This is a genomic window from Psychroflexus sp. ALD_RP9 (assembly GCF_017311165.1).
In the GTDB taxonomy this organism is placed as follows: Bacteria; Bacteroidota; Bacteroidia; order Flavobacteriales; family Flavobacteriaceae; genus Psychroflexus.
The window spans coordinates 1,080,276-1,096,383 of record NZ_CP062973.1 but is presented as its reverse complement, the minus strand read 5'-3'; the positions used below and the strand labels follow the sequence as shown (position 1 = coordinate 1,096,383).

The window sequence follows — 16,108 nt, the reverse complement described above, 5'->3', positions numbered from 1 at the left end:
TATCGGTTTAACCGAACTAAATATCAAATCACTCTAAAAAGATAACTTCATCGAATAAATCAAGCCTTTTTGCTTTAAAAAGTACGGATTTTGCTTACTTTTTTTACGGATTTTGCCTACCAGATTTAATTTTTAGCAATGTATTTTTAGCCTAAAATTTATTGTTATGTTTAAGGTCTTACTTATTTCTCCCCGATTAAAACCAATAAAGACTCATCTTAACCAATTAAAAATTTCAAACCAGTTTCAGTTCATGTATGCTTCAACTGTAAATGAAGGCATAGATTTAGCTATTGATTTCAATTTAAACTTAATTGCCTTTGATATTGATTATTTTAAAGATCAGCTTAGTCAAATTGTACTAGATTTTAATCAATCTTTAATAATTCCACCTAAATTTATTGCTCTTTCATCAACAGAGCATTTGGCATTTAAAGCATTTCAACTAGGGTTTTACGCTTATTTTCTTCAGCCTTTTAATGCGCTTGATTTTAAAAAATTAGCTTTAAGGCTAAAACACGATTCTCCAGATTTAATTGCCGAAACAAAATTATGCTTACAGTCTCATAAAGATTTTCAATATATTAATACCAATGAAATTTTATTTTTAAAAGCCGATAGCAATACGACAGATATCTATCTTAAAAATGATAAAATAGTAACAGCTTATAAAACACTAAAGGTATTCGAAGAGAATTTACCTAAAAATTTTACGCGAATACATCGTAGCTACATTATTAACAAAAATCACATATCTCGAATTAATTTTGGTAAACAGCGTTGTACTTTATTAGGTACAGTTATTAAAATACCTTTTTCTAAAAGTTTTAAGCCAGCTATACACCACATAAATCAGCAACTTTCGGGTTTTGCCTTAAGTGCTTTAAACTAGGCACTTACTCGTATTTTATACCAGTTGACTACTAAACGTGGTATGTTCACGTGATTTTGTTTTTAAGGCCTTTATCTTCATTAATTTGACTTTAATTTTACACTTGTTAACAACACAAAAACAAATTTTAACTTAAAAACAAGATTATGAAAACGATTAAAAACTTTGCATTATTAGGATTGTTTGTAATAGGATTAACCGCTTGCACTGAAAACAGTTTTAGCGATACACAGGAACTTAATGATTTGAGTTCAGAACAAAATGATGGCTTTACAGGAGATGAAACTGAAATTCCTGATGGCAGTAAAGGGTCTCATGATTAAATGATGAACAATTAAATTATAATATTATATTTTTACAAAGTCAGTTGAAGTGAACCAACTGACTTTTGTGTTTTATATGAATCGAGTATTGAAATTTATAAGTTTATTAATATTATCCAGTTTATTATGGGCTTGCAATAGGCAAGAACCTGAAAAAGTTGTACCTGAAAACTTAGCAGAGGCAATTCAGCAATACCAATCGACTCATGATAAAACTCAACAACTTCAGTTATTAAATAAGGCCAAACAACTTATCATTCGTCAACCAGACTCTATTCAAAACCTTTATTTATCGCAATTTGCATACGATTATTTAAAATTGGGCGATACTTTAGAATTTAAGCAGCTTAACCAATTAGCGTTTAAAAAAGCGAAAGCAGAAAATAATTGGTTTAAATTAGGTGATGTTGAGTGGAATTATGCCAGCTATTATAATAAACTACAACTTTACGATTCTGCATTCTATCATTTTAAAGAAGCTAAAGTCTATTTTACCAGAGCCGACAATCATTATCATGTGGCCCAAATGCTTTACGGCATGGCGTTTATTAAAAGCCGTTTTCGTGATTATAGCGGAACTGAAAATTTAATCTTTGAAGCTTTAAACTTATTAAACAATCAAAAAGAGTATCAATCTTTTTATTACAGTTGTTACTCTTTATTATCGGTCTTATCTAAAGACAAAGGAGATTATCGCCAAGCTTTAGACTATCAAGAACAAGCCTTAGATTTCTTAGATGATTCGTCGGCTTCAAAAAATAAACAAATTGCAAGTTTAAATAATATAGGGATTATCTACCACGAAACAGGTCAATATCAAGAAGCGATTAACCGCTACAAAGAAGCCTTAGCGCATGAAGCCTTACAGCTAAACACAAACTTGCATGCTAAATTATTAGATAATTTAGCTTACAGTCAATTAAAACTGGGCGATACCTCTAATGTTCTTAAAAGTTTTAATCAAGCTTTAGAGATAAGAGATCGTTTAAAAAATGCATCAGGAATTGTAATTAACACCATTCATTTAGCGCAGTATTATGAAACGATTAATCAGCCCCAAAAAGCGATTTTGCTAGCTGAAAAAGCTAAAAACTTAGCAAAAGACATTGAAAACCCGAGAGATTACCTAGGCGCGTTAAAGTTATTAGCAAGTTTAGATGAAAAACATGCCGAGACTTACCTTAACCAATATATTACCTACAATGACAGCATTAACTCAGTTGAGCGTGATAATCAAAACAAGTTTATGCGTATTGCTTACGAAACCGACCAATACAAAGCAAAAACCAAACAACTATCACAGCAAAATTTACAGCTTATTATTATTGCGTTAAGCTTTATTGTTGTGATTACTTTAGTCTATTTTATTAGGAACCAGTTTATTTTAAAAGAAAAATTAGCTCTTGAAAATGATATACAAAATGCCAATCAAGAGGTGTACTCGCTTACTATAAAGCGACAATTAGAGTTAGAAAAAGAACGTTTGCTTGAGCGTAACCGCATAGCCGAAGATTTGCATGATGGTGTTTTAAGTAAGTTATTTGCCACGCGATTAAACTTAAGCTACTTACCTGTAAGCCCAAAAGATAACAATTTAGACTTACACGAAAGTTACCTAAACGAGTTACAACAAATTGAACAAGAAATTAGAGATGTTTCGCATACTTTAAGTTATCATTTTAGTGACTCTGATTTGGGTTTCAGTAAAGCATTAGAACTTCTTATAAAAGATAAAGCTAAAATCGCACAACTAAAAACACAAATTAAAATTGAAGGTCAAGAGCATATTAATCAACTCTCACAAGAACAAAAGGTTAATATTTATCGCATTTTACAAGAAGCGCTTCAAAATATTATTAAACATGCCAAGGCTTCATTAATCTGTATTGAAATTAACTGCAATCGATCTCACTTAGATTTACAGATAAAAGATGATGGAAAAGGAATTGAAGTAAATCTAAAAAATGGTATTGGTTTAAAAAATATGCGCTCTAGAGCCAAAAAAATAAATGGGCAGTTGCATATTGAAAACTGTCGACCAAAAGGAACACAAATTAGCATTCACGTAAGACTTTAATTATGCTTAAACCCTACACGATTTTAATTATAGACGACCATCCATTAATCGTTGAAGCCTACAAAACAGCGATTAAACAAGCCGAAACTCAACAAAACCAGTTTCAATTTAAAGTAACTTCAGCTGAAGACGCCGACCAAGCTTTAGCCATCATTAACCAGTTTAAACAGCAAAATTCTTCACCTGATTTAGTTATTTTAGATATTAAAATTCCGCCTTCTAGCGACGGTAAAATATTGTCTGGTGAAGATTTGGCTCCAGTTTTAAAGGCTACTTTCAACAATTTAAAACTGATTGTTTCAACCACATTTAACAATAATTATCGGCTTAATAGCATTTTAAAGCAAATCAATCCAGATGGCCTACTGGTTAAAAATGACATCACATCTAAAACGCTTGAAGAAGCGATGATTACCGTTATTAATCAGCCACCTTTTTATAGTAAAACCGTTTTACAGCTTTTAAGGAAAACAGCATCTAATAATTATTTAATTGATGAGATTGACCGCCGTTTATTGTATGAAATTTCTATCGGGACACGCATGAATGAGTTACCAGATGTAATAAACCTCTCTAAAGCAGCACTTGAAAAACGCAAACGTAATTTAAAAGAAGTGTTTAAAGTTCAAAATAACGATGACCGTTCACTCATTATCCAAGCTAAAAAAGAAGGTTACGTGTAATTGAATTAAATAATTCTGTAAAAACCGCAAATTTTTAGCGCTTCCAAATCTTAAAAAAGTCTTAACAAACCCCCCAAAAACATAACCTTATCGTGTAAATCAGATGTTTTTGCCCTAAAAAGTACGGATTATGCTTACTTTTTTTACGGATTATGCCTACCGCAAGTTAATTAATAGCTTGTAAGTTTATCGTGTTAATTTAAGTTGTGTCATATTAAAACTAACATAGGGGTTAAAAACGGATTGACCATCCCAAGTCGAAAACTAACGACATAAAAATAATGTAAGAGGAGTATGTGAAAGTTGAAAAGCCTCTTAAGGACATTTTGAGTTACCAAAGTAGCTTAACTTGTTCAAAAAATAGAGTAAACCGAGTTACGAAAATCGAAAGAGTAGAAAAAATTTACTAACTTGGAAAAGTCTATTAAAAATGAAAATGATTTTTCCTTTAAAAATTATAATAATGAAAAATTTATCAAAATTTATTTTAAGTTTAATTGCCATTTTTATTTTCTCTTCTTGTAGCGAAGATAGTGATTCAGTAGTTGAAGATATAACTCTTAAAAATCAAAAAGTAGATTATGGAGAAATGCATAATACTGGATTAAATGCTTACTATAAGCAGAAAGCTGATAAAATTAATTCTAACTTAAATGAATTTTCTCACGAACTAGTAAATATAAACAATTCTTTGTATCCAAAGTATTTTAATAATGTTTCGGATATTAAAATATCCAAATTGTCTCTAAAGTTGTATGGAACAAACGATAAAACCAAGTTTAATTATAGAGAAAGAAGCATATACTTGATTGATGAGTTAGTTGCAGAAAAACAAATCTCAAGAGAATTAGGTAATTTGATAGAGAGTTTTGTTATTTCTAACCCTAATAAAAATCAAATCCTTAATAGTATTTCGCGTTTTAAAAAGAAAGGTGTAATGAAATATAATGACGAAAAGGGACTAGAAATATTTACATCAGTATATTTGGCATCAGATCAATTTTGGACAGAAAGAGAAAATAATTCTTTTGTTTTTAAAAGTGATTGTGATCCTAAAAATCAAGTAAGAATTGCAGACGCAGCTGGTGGCATTTTTGGAGGCTTACTTGGAACAGCTATAGGTGGTTTTGGCGGAATAGTTGGAGCATCAGTTGGAAGTCAAGGATATTCTGCCCTTGTAGAAGAGTTACAAGAAAATAGTGATGGATCAAGAAGTTGTATATAAACTCAATATAAATGAAAAATATTCATAAAATATTAAATTTTTTAAATAAATACAACTACAATTTTGAATATTATGAAAATCGAAGATTAATTGTAGTTAATTTAGGATTTAATTTATTTTCACATATACAAATTTCAGATAATCAAGAAATAATAAAAATAAGTGATAAATTAGAAGGTTTTAATGGTATTTCAGGGTTTATTCAAACCTCAATTAAAAAATCTATGATATATCAGACAATTATGTTGCTTATAGCCTTTATTATATTAGAATTAACTAAATTTTCTAAATATGATTATGATTATACGTATCTTTTAGTAATATTTATTACAATTAGTTTACTTTGGTTTATTTTTTATTTAGTTAAAAGTGAAATTTTTAAGATGAAAATTGAAAATCTGGTTTAGTAATAAAAAACCTGGTAATAACATAATATAAATTCAATGCCTTCAAAAGGTTTAAATGAGTAGCCATTGTTATAGCTAGTTTAATGCGCCACTAAACCTATACTTACAATAACAAAACAATAAACTCAACTTAAATCAATTAAAAGCAGTCTAGATTAAATTCTAGGCTGCTTTTTTAATTTCCTTTTGTTTTACAAAGCTTCTTAAAAAAGTCTTAACAAAACACCAAAAACACAACTTTATCGCGTAAATCAGGTGTTTTTGCCCTAAAAAGTACGGATTATGCTTACTTTTTTTACGGTAAATGACAACCGCAAGTTAATTAATAGCTCGTAAGTTTATCATGTTATTAAAACAAATTGTTATGAACAGTTCATGCACTGCTATTTCCCCAAATGCTTCAACAATGAAAACTGTAACTTACGAAATTTGCGACCCTAGTTTGTTCAATCAAGCAGCCTCAAGTATAAATCCTATAAATACTAAACATCAGCTTCATTTTTCGGCAGCTCTTATTAAAAGTGATCAGTCAGACTATTTCACACAACATCAAACACAGCCTCGTATGGGTAGTTTCGTAAGTCTAATCTATCATAATAACCATATAAAAGTTGTAAATGAAACCAATACATGTTTGGGTTATTTACCTGAAAAATTTCTATACCTAAAAGATTATTTAAAGCTTAAAATAGAATTTGTTGGCATGATTACTTACCAAAATAATAACGACCTTATGGTAGATATTATGCCATTATAAAATAAGCATCGCCCATAGCGGGAACGCCTGTTAAAACAAGATATAAAAGAGGGTACAACAGTCGTCATGACTAAATCTTTGTTCTAACAGGCAATGATGCTTCTTTAAGATGTAAGCTTACACTAAATCTATCTATTTCCGAAGTTGAAATAACTTTTAAACTTCAAATAAAATCTCAAATTTATTCAAAACCTGAGCATAGCATGCAACTTTTAGTTATGTTAATACACGACCAGTTGAAGGCTCTATTAAAATACATAAGTTGAAGTTAGTTAGCTTCAATCAACTTTTATGGCCTGTAACCTGTCGCTTAACTATTTTAATTGTAAATTTAAAACTCAATTGCATTAAATGTAGACTTGCGTATGACTCCAAAAAACCTAAAAATAATAGGCATTATCATCATCGTATTCGGTTTTTTGGCCTATGTAACTAGCCATTGGTTCGGAAGTACAGCTTGGACATTCATGGGTGGCGCTGGCGGATTTGTGTTGGTTTACATCTTACAAAATAACAAGAAGACTTAAATAAGCTTTAATTTGTATTATGTTTCAAGCCAAGCGCTTAATTTTGTAACTTCAACTTTTGCCATAAGCTCAAATAAAATGACCTATAATTACATTAAAGCCCTACACCTCATTTTTGTCATCACTTGGTTTGCGGGCTTATTTTATATCCCGCGATTATTTATTTATCAAATTGAAGCCAGTTTAAAACCGAAACCAGAATCTAAAATTTTAAGTGAACAATTGAAGCTCATGACTAAACGCTTATGGAATATTATCACTTGGCCTTCAGCTATTCTGGCAACACTTTTTGCTGTTTGGTTATTAATTATTAATCCATATTGGCTTCAACAAGGCTGGATGCATGTAAAACTTGCTTTTGTTATTTTATTGTTTGCTTATCATCTCAAAAATCATTTTATCTACAAACAATTTCAACAAGACGATATTCGTTGGACCTCCAACCAAATGCGTTTATGGAATGAAGGCGCCACGATTATTTTATTTGCCGTTGTATTTTTAGTAATATTAAAAAGCGCTATTAATTGGATTTACGGGCTTGTTGGTTTAGTTGGTTTAGCCGTATTACTCATGTTAGGCATTAGAGCTTACAAAAATTTTAGAAAAGCTAAAGGTGAAGATGTTTAAACGCTCTTTAAGTACACGCATATTTTTATCGATGATTGCTTTGGTCATCGGTGCATCAGTACTTATTGCAATTGTTACAGTTTACCAGTACAAGCAGGAAGCAGAAGATTTGCACCGCGAAAAGCTAAACCGAAAAGAAAATGCCATTCGCGCTAACATCAACTACATTTTAAGAACCACTTATTACACGGTAAATACAGAAAACTTACCACTTATTTTTAAAGAAAAAATTTATGAAATACAAGATATTCACGACACTGAAATTAATATTTACGATACCCAAGGTCATTTATTAAAGTCGTCAATGACCAAGTTTTACCTTGATAGTTTATCAACTCAAATGCCCGAAAAAGCATTAATCGCTTTACAAAATTCTTCTAACAAAAAATACGTAAATAGCTTTGTAGAAGACAACCAAAAATACCAATCTTCTTACACTTACATTCTCGATAAATATTTTAAACCTATTGGCATTTTAAATTTACCTTATATAGAAGACGATGGTTTTTTAGAACGCGAGTTAAACGACTTTTTAATCTTATTAGCACAAGTTTATGCCATAATGCTAATAGCCGCTATGGTTTTGGCGTACTTTCAATCTAATTACATCACACGTTCGCTTAAAGCAATTAGTCAAACTTTAAACCAAACCCGCTTAGACCAAAAAAACCCAAAAATTAAAGCCGATAGACTCAGCTCAGAAATCAAGCCGCTCATTCATTCTTACAACGCCATGGTCGATCAGCTTGAAGAAAGCGCAGCAAAACTCGCTAAATCTGAACGTGATGAAGCTTGGCGACAAATGGCCAAACAAGTTGCACACGAAATTAAAAATCCGTTGACGCCTATGCGCTTAAACATTCAAAATTTTGAGCGTCGTTTTAAAGCAGATGATCCAGATATTAAAACCAAACTTAAAGATTTTTCTAGCTCATTAATTCAACAAATTGATACCTTAAGCACCATAGCTTCAGCGTTTTCAGACTTTGCGAAAATGCCAGCCCAAAAGACAGAAACCATCAACCTTGTCGAAACCACTAAACTCGCTATCGATATTTTTAATGCTAATTATATTCAGCTAACCACAAATCAGTCTGAAATTGATTTGAAATTTGATAAAACTCAGTGGATCCGGATAATAACAAACCTTTTAAAAAATGCTATTCAAGCAACGAGCGACTTGACTGACCCAAAGATTCTAGTTGAAGTTACCGAACTCGAAAAAACAGTCAAAATTTCAGTTCAAGACAATGGTTGTGGCATTTCTGAAGACCATCAACAACATATTTTTGAACCAAAGTTTACAACCAAATCAAGTGGAATGGGATTAGGACTTGGTATGGTCAAAAATTTAGTCGAAAATTATAAAGGCAGTATAAAATTAAACTCTAAACTTAATCAAGGTAGTACCTTTGTTATTTCAATACCAAAAAATTAAAAACTATGAATTTTCAAAACCTAGAACTCAATATTAAAGATGCCATAGCCACATTAGCTATTGCACGTCCAAAAAAGCTAAATGCATTAAATCGTGAAACCATTCAGGAGATTCACACGGCATTTAAACATTTAAAAGACCAAGCTAACGTACGTGTTGTTATTTTAACCGGAAGTGGCGAAAAAGCTTTTGTTGCTGGTGCCGATATTTCAGAGTTTGCAGATTATAATGTTGCAGAAGGCACCGATTTAGCGGCAAAAGGCCAAGAAATTGTATTTGACTATATCGCGAATTTTCCTAAACCTGTGATTGCAGCCATTAACGGATTTGCATTAGGCGGCGGATTAGAATTAGCGATGGCTGCACATTTTAGAGTTGCCAGCGAAAATGCTAAAATGGGTTTACCTGAAACTTCTTTAGGAGTTATTCCTGGTTATGGTGGCACGCAACGTTTACCTCAATTAGTAGGTAAAGGTCGTGCGATGGAAATGATTATGACCGCAGGCATGATTGATGCTAAAACTGCTAAAGACTATGGCTTAGTTAATCACGTTACCACACCAACTGAGTTGCTTGATCTTGCCGAAAAATTAGCGCATAAAATTATGAATAATTCTAGTCAAGCAATTGCCGCAGCAATTAAAGCGGTTAATGCGAATTATGAAGATGGTACCAATGGTTTTGAAACTGAAATCAAAGCTTTTGGAGAAGCCTTTGGCACAGACGATTTTGCTGAAGGAACACAAGCTTTCCTCAATAAACGCAAGCCTGATTTTAATTAAAAAGAAGCTTTTAAAAATGACAATTTTCGTTACAGGTATTGGCACTGATGTTGGCAAAACGGTAGCGGCAGCTATCATTACTGAAGCTCTAAAAGCCGACTATTGGAAACCTATTCAAGCAGGTGATTTAAACAATTCAGACACACATAAAGTAAAGCGCTTGGTAAGCAACGCTCAATCTCAGTTTTTTGATAATGCACACGCTTTACAAACGCCAATGAGTCCGCATGCCGCAGCTGAAATTGATCAAGTTCAAATTCAATTGAATCAAATTAATCGCCCAAACACCACTAATCATTTAGTTATTGAAGGTGCTGGTGGTATTTTAGTGCCGGTGAATAACACCGAAAATGTAATAGACCTAGCAAAAGAGAAAGACCATATTGTTGTTGTTTCTCGGCATTATTTAGGTAGTATTAACCATACATTATTAACTTTAGAGTATTTGAAGTTTAAAGGATTTAAACATATACATTTGCTATTTAATGGTGACGAAAACCCTTCAACCGAGTCGATTATTTTAGAGCGATTTCCATTAAATGTTATTGGTAGAATTAATAATGAAGCCGAAATTACACCTGAAGTCATTCAATCCTACGCTAGAACCTTCAGCAAAAACTTGCAACAACTGAACTCAACTTCATGAATTCGACGCTAGAGCATATCTCAAAATTATTTCAGCCAAACCCATCAATTTCCGCACGTGATGCAAAGCATATTTGGCATCCTTTAACGCAACATAAAACTAGCGGTAAGATGTTAGCGATAAAAAAGGCCAAAGGCGTTTGGTTAACCGATGAATCCGGTAAATCTTACATCGACGGGATTGCCTCTTGGTACACAAGTATGTTTGGGCATTGCCATCCCGAAATTATTGAGGCGGTTCATCATCAAATGCAAACGCTTGATCAAATTGTTTTTAGTGGTTTTACACATGAGCCAGCTGTAAATCTGGCTGAAGCGCTTTTAGATATTTTACCATCTAATCAGCAAAAATTATTTTTTAATGATAATGGTTCAACTGCTACCGAAATTGGTATTAAAATGGCCTTGCAATATCACCACAATCAAGGCCAAAAGCGCCAGGTTATGCTGGCTTTAGAAGAAGGTTTTCATGGTGATACCTTTGGGGCGATGTCAGTTTCTGGCTTATCAGTTTATAATGGCGCATTTGAAGATCATTTTATAAAAGTGGTTCGTATACCGCGTCCTGAAGGTCACAATAACGCAGCTGTATTAGCTCAACTAGACCAGCTTATTGCAAAAGAAGATATTGCTGGTTTTATTTATGAACCTATAGTTCAAGGTGCGGCAGCTATGAAAATCTACGATGTCAAAGCTTTAGATGAAATTTTAAAGCGTTGTAAAAAAGCAAATATTATTTGCATTGCAGATGAAGTTATGACGGGTTTTGGTAAAACAGGAACTTTTTTTGCATCAGATCAAGTAAAAACCAAGCCTGATATTATGTGTTTTAGTAAGGCCTTAAGCGCCGGAATGGTGCCAATGGGTTTAACCTCTTGTACCAAGAAAATTTATAAGGCTTTTTATGATAATGATATCGCTAAGGGCTTATTTCATGGCCATACCTATACCGGAAATCCTTTAGCTTGTGCTGCAGCTACTGCAAGTATAAAATTGCTCAAAAGTGATGCTATTCAAAAACAAATTGTTGAAATAGCTGAACAGCACAAAGCTTTTGCTTGTCAAATTGAGCAACATCCTTTGGTAAAGTCTGTAAGACATTTAGGCGTTATTTTCGCTTTAGATCTTAATATAGAAATGTCACGCTATGGAAAAGAACGCAATTGGCTATTTCAATTTTTCATGGAACAAGGCGTTTTTTTAAGACCATTAGGCCAAACCATTTACTGTTTGCCGCCTTTTGTCATTAATAACAATGAGTTAGCAAAAATTTATGCTAGTATTAGTAAAGCTTTAAAACTTCTACAAGAAAAACGTAACTAAGGTTACATTCAATACTTAATTGGATTACTTTATTTGCAAAAAACCTATAACTATGAATTGGATTTATGAACCTTGGCCTTGGTATATTTCTGGGCCTTTAATTGCCTTGACCATGTTTATTTTATTGTTTTTAGGCAAGAATTTCGGAATGTCATCAAACCTGAGAACTGCTTGTACAATTGGAGGCGCAGGAAAAGTAGCAGATTTTTTTAAGTTTGATTGGAAAACACAACGTTGGAATTTAATAGTTGTGGTTGGTGCTATAATTGGTGGATTTTTAGCTAATAATTACTTGTCAAACAATTCTGTTAACATTAATGATGATGTTGCCCAAACACTTCAAACCTATGGTATTGAAAGTGCTGATGACGCCTATTTGCCTGAAGAACTTTTTTCAGCAGAAGCCCTAAGCGATCCTAAAGTCTTAGCTATTTTAATTATAGGTGGCTTTTTGGTAGGGTTTGGCGCAAGATATGCTGGTGGCTGTACTTCTGGTCATGCTATTTCAGGTCTTAGTAACCTTCAATTACCATCTCTTATTTCGATGATAGGGTTTTTTATTGGTGGTTTGGTAATGATTCATTTAATTTTTCCTTTAATATTTTAAAGCTATGAAATCAATAATATATTTAATCGTTGGTGTCTTTTTTGGAATTGTAATGTATAAATCAGAAGCTGCTTCGTGGTTTAGAATTTACGAAATGTTCGAATTTGGCTCTTTCCATATGTATGGCATTATCGGCTCGGCTTTAGCTATTGGTGTTGTAGGTGTTCAACTCATAAAGCGTAATAAAATTAAAGCCTTAAACGGAGCTGACATGCATTTACAGCCAAAAGCAAAATCTTTTTGGAGATATATTTTAGGCGGAATTTTATTTGGTTTAGGTTGGGCGTTGGCTGGTGCTTGTCCAGGACCTATGTATGTATTAATTGGTGCCGGATACTTGCCTATTTTAGTGGTTGTTGGAAGTGCTATTTTAGGAACATTTGTTTACGGTGTACTTAAAAGTAAATTACCGCATTAAACCATAGATAGCCTTATTTTTATATATTTTTAAAAGAACTTTGTAGCAGGAGCTAGTTAACTTTTATGAGGCAATTCAATTTAAAATTGTAACTTAGGGCAAAACCTAAGAACATGAAAAACTGTATTGCCTTAGTCTGTTTTTTTTACACCGTTTTTTCTTTTTCTCAACAGATACCGATTAAAGATCCCTTTGCTCATACTTTTTCTATTATAGCACGTGATGCTGAAACTGGAGAAATGGCTGTTGGTGTACAAAGCCATTGGTTTTCTGTTGGCTCAGTCGTACCTTGGGGAAAATCGGGCGTTGGTGTTGTGGCGACTCAATCTTTTGTGAGTGAACGCTATGGTTATGAAGGTTTACAACTTCTTGAACAAAACTACTCACCAAAAAAAGCCCTTGAAAAACTTAAGCAAAAAGATCAAGCTCAGGCTTTTAGACAAGTTGCTATTTTAAACGTTAAGGGTGAAATTGCCGTTCATACGGGGCAAAAATGTATCGCTCATGCACAGCATAAAATTGGAGATAACTTTTCAGTACAAGCTAATATGATGCTTAATGAAACCGTTGTTGAAAAAATGTATGAGGCTTTTAAAAATCATAAAAACTTAGCTTTAGCTGAGCGTGTTGTTAAAGCTATGAAAGCAGCGCAAGCCGCTGGCGGCGATATTCGTGGAAAGCAATCGGCTGCTTTGATTGTTGTTGGTTCAACTAAAACAAAGCAACCTTGGGACGACAAACGTATTGATTTAAGAGTAGATGACCATAAAACACCTATCGCAGAACTTGAACGTTTACTTAAAGTTCACCGCGCCTATGATTATATGAATCAAGGCGATGTTGCGATGGAAAACAATGATATTAAAGCAGCTTTAGAGGCTTACTCAAAAGCTGAAGCTCTTGAGCCAACAAATCTTGAAATGAAATTCTGGAAAGCTGTAGCACTAGCCAATTCGGGAGATGTTAAAACATCAGTCCCAATATTTGAACGCATTTTTGAGATTGATAAAAACTGGCAAACTTTGTTAAAACGCTTACCAGACGCCGAACTTCTTCAAATCGACGAACAAGCATTAAGCTATTTATTAAACCTATAATTTTAACTGAAATGAAAATAATGAAGACTTTACAACTTAACTTCAACCCTAAGCTTTTAAGCTTAATAGTAGGTCTATTTTTAGTCGGTTGTCAAAATTCAGAACCAACCGAAGCTAAATCGTTAAATTCAAATTCCATAGAAAAAGAAAATGCTTCACAAACATTCGGAATTGTTATTCATGGTGGTGCAGGTACAATTACACGCGAAAATATGACCGATTCTTTACAAAAAGTCTATGAAGCAAAATTAACTGAAGCGGTTGTGGCTGGACATGAAATTTTAAAGAATGGTGGTAGTGCTATCGATGCTGTGCAGGCAAGTATTGTGATTATGGAAGACTCATCATTATTTAATTCTGCTAAAGGTGCTGTTTTTACAAATGATGAGAAAAATTCGCTAGATGCTTCGATTATGGAAGGCCAAACACGAAATGCTGGTGCGGTTGCTGGTGTAGAAACGGTTAAAAACCCGATTAAACTTGCTTTTGAGGTGATGAAAAATTCTCCACATGTTCTACTTTCAGGAAAAGGTGCTGAGCAGTTTGCCGCAGACCAAGGCATAGAAATTGTTGATCCGAGCTATTTTTTTACTCAAGACCGTTTTGATGTTTTGCAACGGGTAAAAAACAAAGAAAAAACAGCTTATACCGATAGTTTTATAGATGATACGAAATTTGGAACAGTCGGTTGTGTGGCTTTAGATCAAAATGGAAATTTAGCTGCAGGAACTTCAACTGGAGGTATGACTAATAAAAAATGGGGTCGAATTGGTGATTCGCCTATTATCGGTGCAGGAACCTACGCTAATAATAACACTTGTGCCATTTCAGCTACGGGTTGGGGCGAATTTTTTATACGTGGTGCTGTGGCTTATGATATTTCTGCACGAATGGAGTATTTAGGTGAGTCTTTAAACCAAGCGAGCCAAAAAGTTATTCAAGAAAAGCTACCAAACTTAGGTGGTAATGGCGGGATTATAGGGATTGATAAATCAGGACAAATGAGTATGGAATTTAATACGCCAGGGATGTATCGCGCTTCAATGAATGCGAAAGGTGAAATAGTAGTAAAAATGTATAAAGACTAGGTCACTTCTTTTACATATTCTAATATGTCGCCAGGTTGGCACTCTAAAACTTGACATATGTTTTCAAGTGTTGTAAACCGTACAGCTTTAGCTTTGCCTGTTTTTAAAATTGATAAGTTAGCTTTAGTAATGCCAATGGCATTAGCTAAATCTACCGATTGCATGTTACGCTCTTTAAGTAATTGGTCTAAATTAATTTTTATGGGCATAGCTTAAATCGTTAAATCTTGTGCTTGTTTGGCTTCAATAGATAATTTAAGCATTTTACTAAGGCGAATAAAGCTTAAACCAATTACAATAATTAATAAGTTAAGAACAGAATTAGATGCATCAACTTTTTCTGAAGCAATTTCAATAATATTTGGTGAAGTAAGATATTTAGCCATTAAACTTAAACCTAGAACCACTAAACATTGCCCACAGCGTTTAAGATGCTTAACTAAACTTAAAGATTTAAACTCACCATTAACAATAAAAAGCTGCGCAACTTTTCTTAAATGAAAAGCAACAAACACAAAGACCACTGAAAATACAAGATTACTTGTAAAAAATATAGGATAATCTACAAAAGGTTCAGTAACATTATTGGTCGAAAACAAACTAATTAAACTTATGATTAAAGTTGAAGCTGTATCTAGAATTACCATGTAAAATAAAATATCAAAAATGAGTTTAAAGCTTGCTTTTTTAAACATAATATTAAAATTAAATGGTAAATTTTTGGTCGATTTCTAGCGTTCTACCACGGTTTATGATTTGAGCTAATATCAATAAAATGAGCCCTAATGCAAAATGACTTACAAAGGCATGTTCTATATCAAGGGCTAAGCTTAGCTCAAATTTACCAAGTTCAATTACTTTAAAGACAAAATTTAAAATAGGTGAACCAATCGCATAAATGATTAAAATATAGGCTAAAAAGCGAATTGAGCTGGCATTTTCTGGAGCAAAAAAATCTTGATTAAGACAGCGTTTTATAACTGGTACAATATTATTTAAAGCGCTAAATGCAAATACCCAAAATATAAAAACAGGTAAGCTAATTAAGGCAAAGCGTAAATTTGATGTTAACATGTCATCAATATCATTAAAAAATAAATAGGTATAAACCACTATACAAGCACTTAAAATCAGGCGTAAAAACTGAACTCCAGCATAAAGTAAATTTAAACTTGTTTTCATGAATGATAAT

Annotated in this window: 20 protein-coding genes; 17 read left to right on the top strand and 3 right to left on the bottom strand. The window is 32.9% G+C overall.

What is annotated here, in order from left to right:
- Positions 1-166 precede the first annotated feature (166 nt).
- The 17 genes from IMZ30_RS05195 (at position 167) to IMZ30_RS05115 (ending at position 14,916) form a co-directional block, all read left to right on the top strand.
- A complete protein-coding gene (locus tag IMZ30_RS05195) occupies positions 167-892 on the top strand; it encodes a LytR/AlgR family response regulator transcription factor (protein WP_207039479.1) in 726 nt (241 codons plus the stop codon).
- Between the two features lie 146 nt (positions 893-1,038).
- A complete protein-coding gene (locus IMZ30_RS05190; RefSeq protein WP_207039478.1) occupies positions 1,039-1,215 on the top strand; it encodes a hypothetical protein in 177 nt (58 codons plus the stop codon).
- 49 nt (positions 1,216-1,264) lie between these two features.
- Positions 1,265-3,292, top strand: coding sequence for a tetratricopeptide repeat-containing sensor histidine kinase (locus IMZ30_RS05185; protein WP_207039476.1), 2,028 nt, complete (start codon positions 1,265-1,267; stop codon positions 3,290-3,292).
- 2 nt (positions 3,293-3,294) lie between these two features.
- The gene (locus tag IMZ30_RS05180) at positions 3,295-3,975 is read left to right on the top strand and encodes a response regulator (protein WP_207039474.1); all 681 of its coding nucleotides are present in this window, start codon (positions 3,295-3,297) and stop codon (positions 3,973-3,975) included.
- 463 nt (positions 3,976-4,438) lie between these two features.
- A complete protein-coding gene (locus IMZ30_RS05175) occupies positions 4,439-5,200 on the top strand; it encodes a hypothetical protein (protein WP_143185646.1) in 762 nt (253 codons plus the stop codon).
- An 11-nt stretch (positions 5,201-5,211) separates the two neighbouring features.
- Complete coding sequence (locus tag IMZ30_RS05170) at positions 5,212-5,607, top strand: hypothetical protein (RefSeq protein ID WP_207039473.1); 396 nt, start codon at positions 5,212-5,214, stop codon at positions 5,605-5,607.
- A 364-nt stretch (positions 5,608-5,971) separates the two neighbouring features.
- Positions 5,972-6,364: a hypothetical protein gene (locus tag IMZ30_RS05165; RefSeq protein ID WP_207039471.1), complete on the top strand. Its 393-nt coding sequence runs from the start codon at positions 5,972-5,974 to the stop codon at positions 6,362-6,364.
- A gap of 365 nt (positions 6,365-6,729) precedes the next feature.
- Positions 6,730-6,891 (top strand): hypothetical protein, encoded by a 162-nt coding sequence (locus IMZ30_RS05160; protein ID WP_207039469.1) that lies wholly within the window; start codon positions 6,730-6,732, stop codon positions 6,889-6,891.
- 78 nt (positions 6,892-6,969) lie between these two features.
- Positions 6,970-7,518, top strand: coding sequence for a CopD family protein (locus tag IMZ30_RS05155; RefSeq protein ID WP_073192615.1), 549 nt, complete (start codon positions 6,970-6,972; stop codon positions 7,516-7,518).
- Positions 7,511-8,956: a sensor histidine kinase gene (locus IMZ30_RS05150; protein WP_410523995.1), complete on the top strand. Its 1,446-nt coding sequence runs from the start codon at positions 7,511-7,513 to the stop codon at positions 8,954-8,956. The genes IMZ30_RS05155 and IMZ30_RS05150 overlap by 8 nt, the downstream gene beginning before the upstream one ends.
- 5 nt (positions 8,957-8,961) lie before the next feature.
- Positions 8,962-9,738, top strand: a complete 777-nt coding sequence (locus tag IMZ30_RS05145) for an enoyl-CoA hydratase/isomerase family protein (protein WP_207039466.1) — start codon at positions 8,962-8,964, stop codon at positions 9,736-9,738.
- A gap of 16 nt (positions 9,739-9,754) precedes the next feature.
- Positions 9,755-10,384, top strand: coding sequence for a dethiobiotin synthase (gene bioD, locus IMZ30_RS05140; RefSeq protein WP_207039464.1), 630 nt, complete (start codon positions 9,755-9,757; stop codon positions 10,382-10,384).
- Complete coding sequence (bioA, locus tag IMZ30_RS05135; RefSeq protein ID WP_207039462.1) at positions 10,381-11,706, top strand: adenosylmethionine--8-amino-7-oxononanoate transaminase; 1,326 nt, start codon at positions 10,381-10,383, stop codon at positions 11,704-11,706. The genes bioD and bioA overlap by 4 nt, the downstream gene beginning before the upstream one ends.
- Before the next feature lie 52 nt (positions 11,707-11,758).
- On the top strand, positions 11,759-12,313 hold the full coding sequence (locus IMZ30_RS05130) for a YeeE/YedE family protein (RefSeq protein WP_207039461.1): 555 nt from the start codon (positions 11,759-11,761) through the stop codon (positions 12,311-12,313).
- 4 nt (positions 12,314-12,317) lie between these two features.
- The gene (locus IMZ30_RS05125; protein ID WP_207039460.1) at positions 12,318-12,731 is read left to right on the top strand and encodes a DUF6691 family protein; all 414 of its coding nucleotides are present in this window, start codon (positions 12,318-12,320) and stop codon (positions 12,729-12,731) included.
- 113 nt (positions 12,732-12,844) lie between these two features.
- Positions 12,845-13,828 (top strand): DUF1028 domain-containing protein, encoded by a 984-nt coding sequence (locus IMZ30_RS05120; protein ID WP_207039459.1) that lies wholly within the window; start codon positions 12,845-12,847, stop codon positions 13,826-13,828.
- Between the two features lie 20 nt (positions 13,829-13,848).
- A complete protein-coding gene (locus tag IMZ30_RS05115; protein WP_207039458.1) occupies positions 13,849-14,916 on the top strand; it encodes an isoaspartyl peptidase/L-asparaginase family protein in 1,068 nt (355 codons plus the stop codon).
- Here IMZ30_RS05115 and IMZ30_RS05110 read toward each other — a convergent pair.
- Genes IMZ30_RS05110 through IMZ30_RS05100 form a run of 3 tightly spaced genes read right to left on the bottom strand, consistent with a single transcriptional unit; the run spans position 14,913 to position 16,098 of the window.
- Positions 14,913-15,125 carry a helix-turn-helix domain-containing protein gene (locus IMZ30_RS05110; protein ID WP_207039457.1) on the bottom strand — a complete coding sequence of 71 codons (213 nt, stop codon included), beginning with the start codon at positions 15,123-15,125 and terminating at the stop codon, positions 14,913-14,915. The two genes, IMZ30_RS05115 and IMZ30_RS05110, sit on opposite strands and share 4 nt — an antisense overlap.
- A gap of 3 nt (positions 15,126-15,128) precedes the next feature.
- Positions 15,129-15,611 carry a hypothetical protein gene (locus tag IMZ30_RS05105; RefSeq protein WP_207039456.1) on the bottom strand — a complete coding sequence of 161 codons (483 nt, stop codon included), beginning with the start codon at positions 15,609-15,611 and terminating at the stop codon, positions 15,129-15,131.
- A gap of 10 nt (positions 15,612-15,621) precedes the next feature.
- Positions 15,622-16,098, bottom strand: coding sequence for a hypothetical protein (locus tag IMZ30_RS05100; RefSeq protein WP_207039455.1), 477 nt, complete (start codon positions 16,096-16,098; stop codon positions 15,622-15,624).
- Positions 16,099-16,108 lie beyond the last annotated feature (10 nt).

What these genes read in the sequence shown, in the direction of transcription:
- IMZ30_RS05195 (WP_207039479.1), top strand. Translation starts at nt 167, where the DNA reads ATGTTTAAGGTCTTACTTATTTCTCCCCGATTAAAACCAATAAAGACT.
- IMZ30_RS05190 (WP_207039478.1), top strand. Translation starts at nt 1,039, where the DNA reads ATGAAAACGATTAAAAACTTTGCATTATTAGGATTGTTTGTAATAGGA.
- IMZ30_RS05180 (WP_207039474.1), top strand. Translation starts at nt 3,295, where the DNA reads ATGCTTAAACCCTACACGATTTTAATTATAGACGACCATCCATTAATC.
- IMZ30_RS05175 (WP_143185646.1), top strand. Translation starts at nt 4,439, where the DNA reads ATGAAAAATTTATCAAAATTTATTTTAAGTTTAATTGCCATTTTTATT.
- IMZ30_RS05170 (WP_207039473.1), top strand. Translation starts at nt 5,212, where the DNA reads ATGAAAAATATTCATAAAATATTAAATTTTTTAAATAAATACAACTAC.
- IMZ30_RS05165 (WP_207039471.1), top strand. Translation starts at nt 5,972, where the DNA reads ATGAACAGTTCATGCACTGCTATTTCCCCAAATGCTTCAACAATGAAA.
- IMZ30_RS05160 (WP_207039469.1), top strand. Translation starts at nt 6,730, where the DNA reads ATGACTCCAAAAAACCTAAAAATAATAGGCATTATCATCATCGTATTC.
- IMZ30_RS05155 (WP_073192615.1), top strand. Translation starts at nt 6,970, where the DNA reads ATGACCTATAATTACATTAAAGCCCTACACCTCATTTTTGTCATCACT.
- IMZ30_RS05150 (WP_410523995.1), top strand. Translation starts at nt 7,511, where the DNA reads ATGTTTAAACGCTCTTTAAGTACACGCATATTTTTATCGATGATTGCT.
- IMZ30_RS05145 (WP_207039466.1), top strand. Translation starts at nt 8,962, where the DNA reads ATGAATTTTCAAAACCTAGAACTCAATATTAAAGATGCCATAGCCACA.
- bioD (WP_207039464.1), top strand. Translation starts at nt 9,755, where the DNA reads ATGACAATTTTCGTTACAGGTATTGGCACTGATGTTGGCAAAACGGTA.
- bioA (WP_207039462.1), top strand. Translation starts at nt 10,381, where the DNA reads ATGAATTCGACGCTAGAGCATATCTCAAAATTATTTCAGCCAAACCCA.
- IMZ30_RS05130 (WP_207039461.1), top strand. Translation starts at nt 11,759, where the DNA reads ATGAATTGGATTTATGAACCTTGGCCTTGGTATATTTCTGGGCCTTTA.
- IMZ30_RS05125 (WP_207039460.1), top strand. Translation starts at nt 12,318, where the DNA reads ATGAAATCAATAATATATTTAATCGTTGGTGTCTTTTTTGGAATTGTA.
- IMZ30_RS05120 (WP_207039459.1), top strand. Translation starts at nt 12,845, where the DNA reads ATGAAAAACTGTATTGCCTTAGTCTGTTTTTTTTACACCGTTTTTTCT.
- IMZ30_RS05115 (WP_207039458.1), top strand. Translation starts at nt 13,849, where the DNA reads ATGAAGACTTTACAACTTAACTTCAACCCTAAGCTTTTAAGCTTAATA.
- IMZ30_RS05110 (WP_207039457.1), bottom strand. Translation starts at nt 15,125, where the DNA reads ATGCCCATAAAAATTAATTTAGACCAATTACTTAAAGAGCGTAACATG.
- IMZ30_RS05105 (WP_207039456.1), bottom strand. Translation starts at nt 15,611, where the DNA reads ATGTTTAAAAAAGCAAGCTTTAAACTCATTTTTGATATTTTATTTTAC.
- IMZ30_RS05100 (WP_207039455.1), bottom strand. Translation starts at nt 16,098, where the DNA reads ATGAAAACAAGTTTAAATTTACTTTATGCTGGAGTTCAGTTTTTACGC.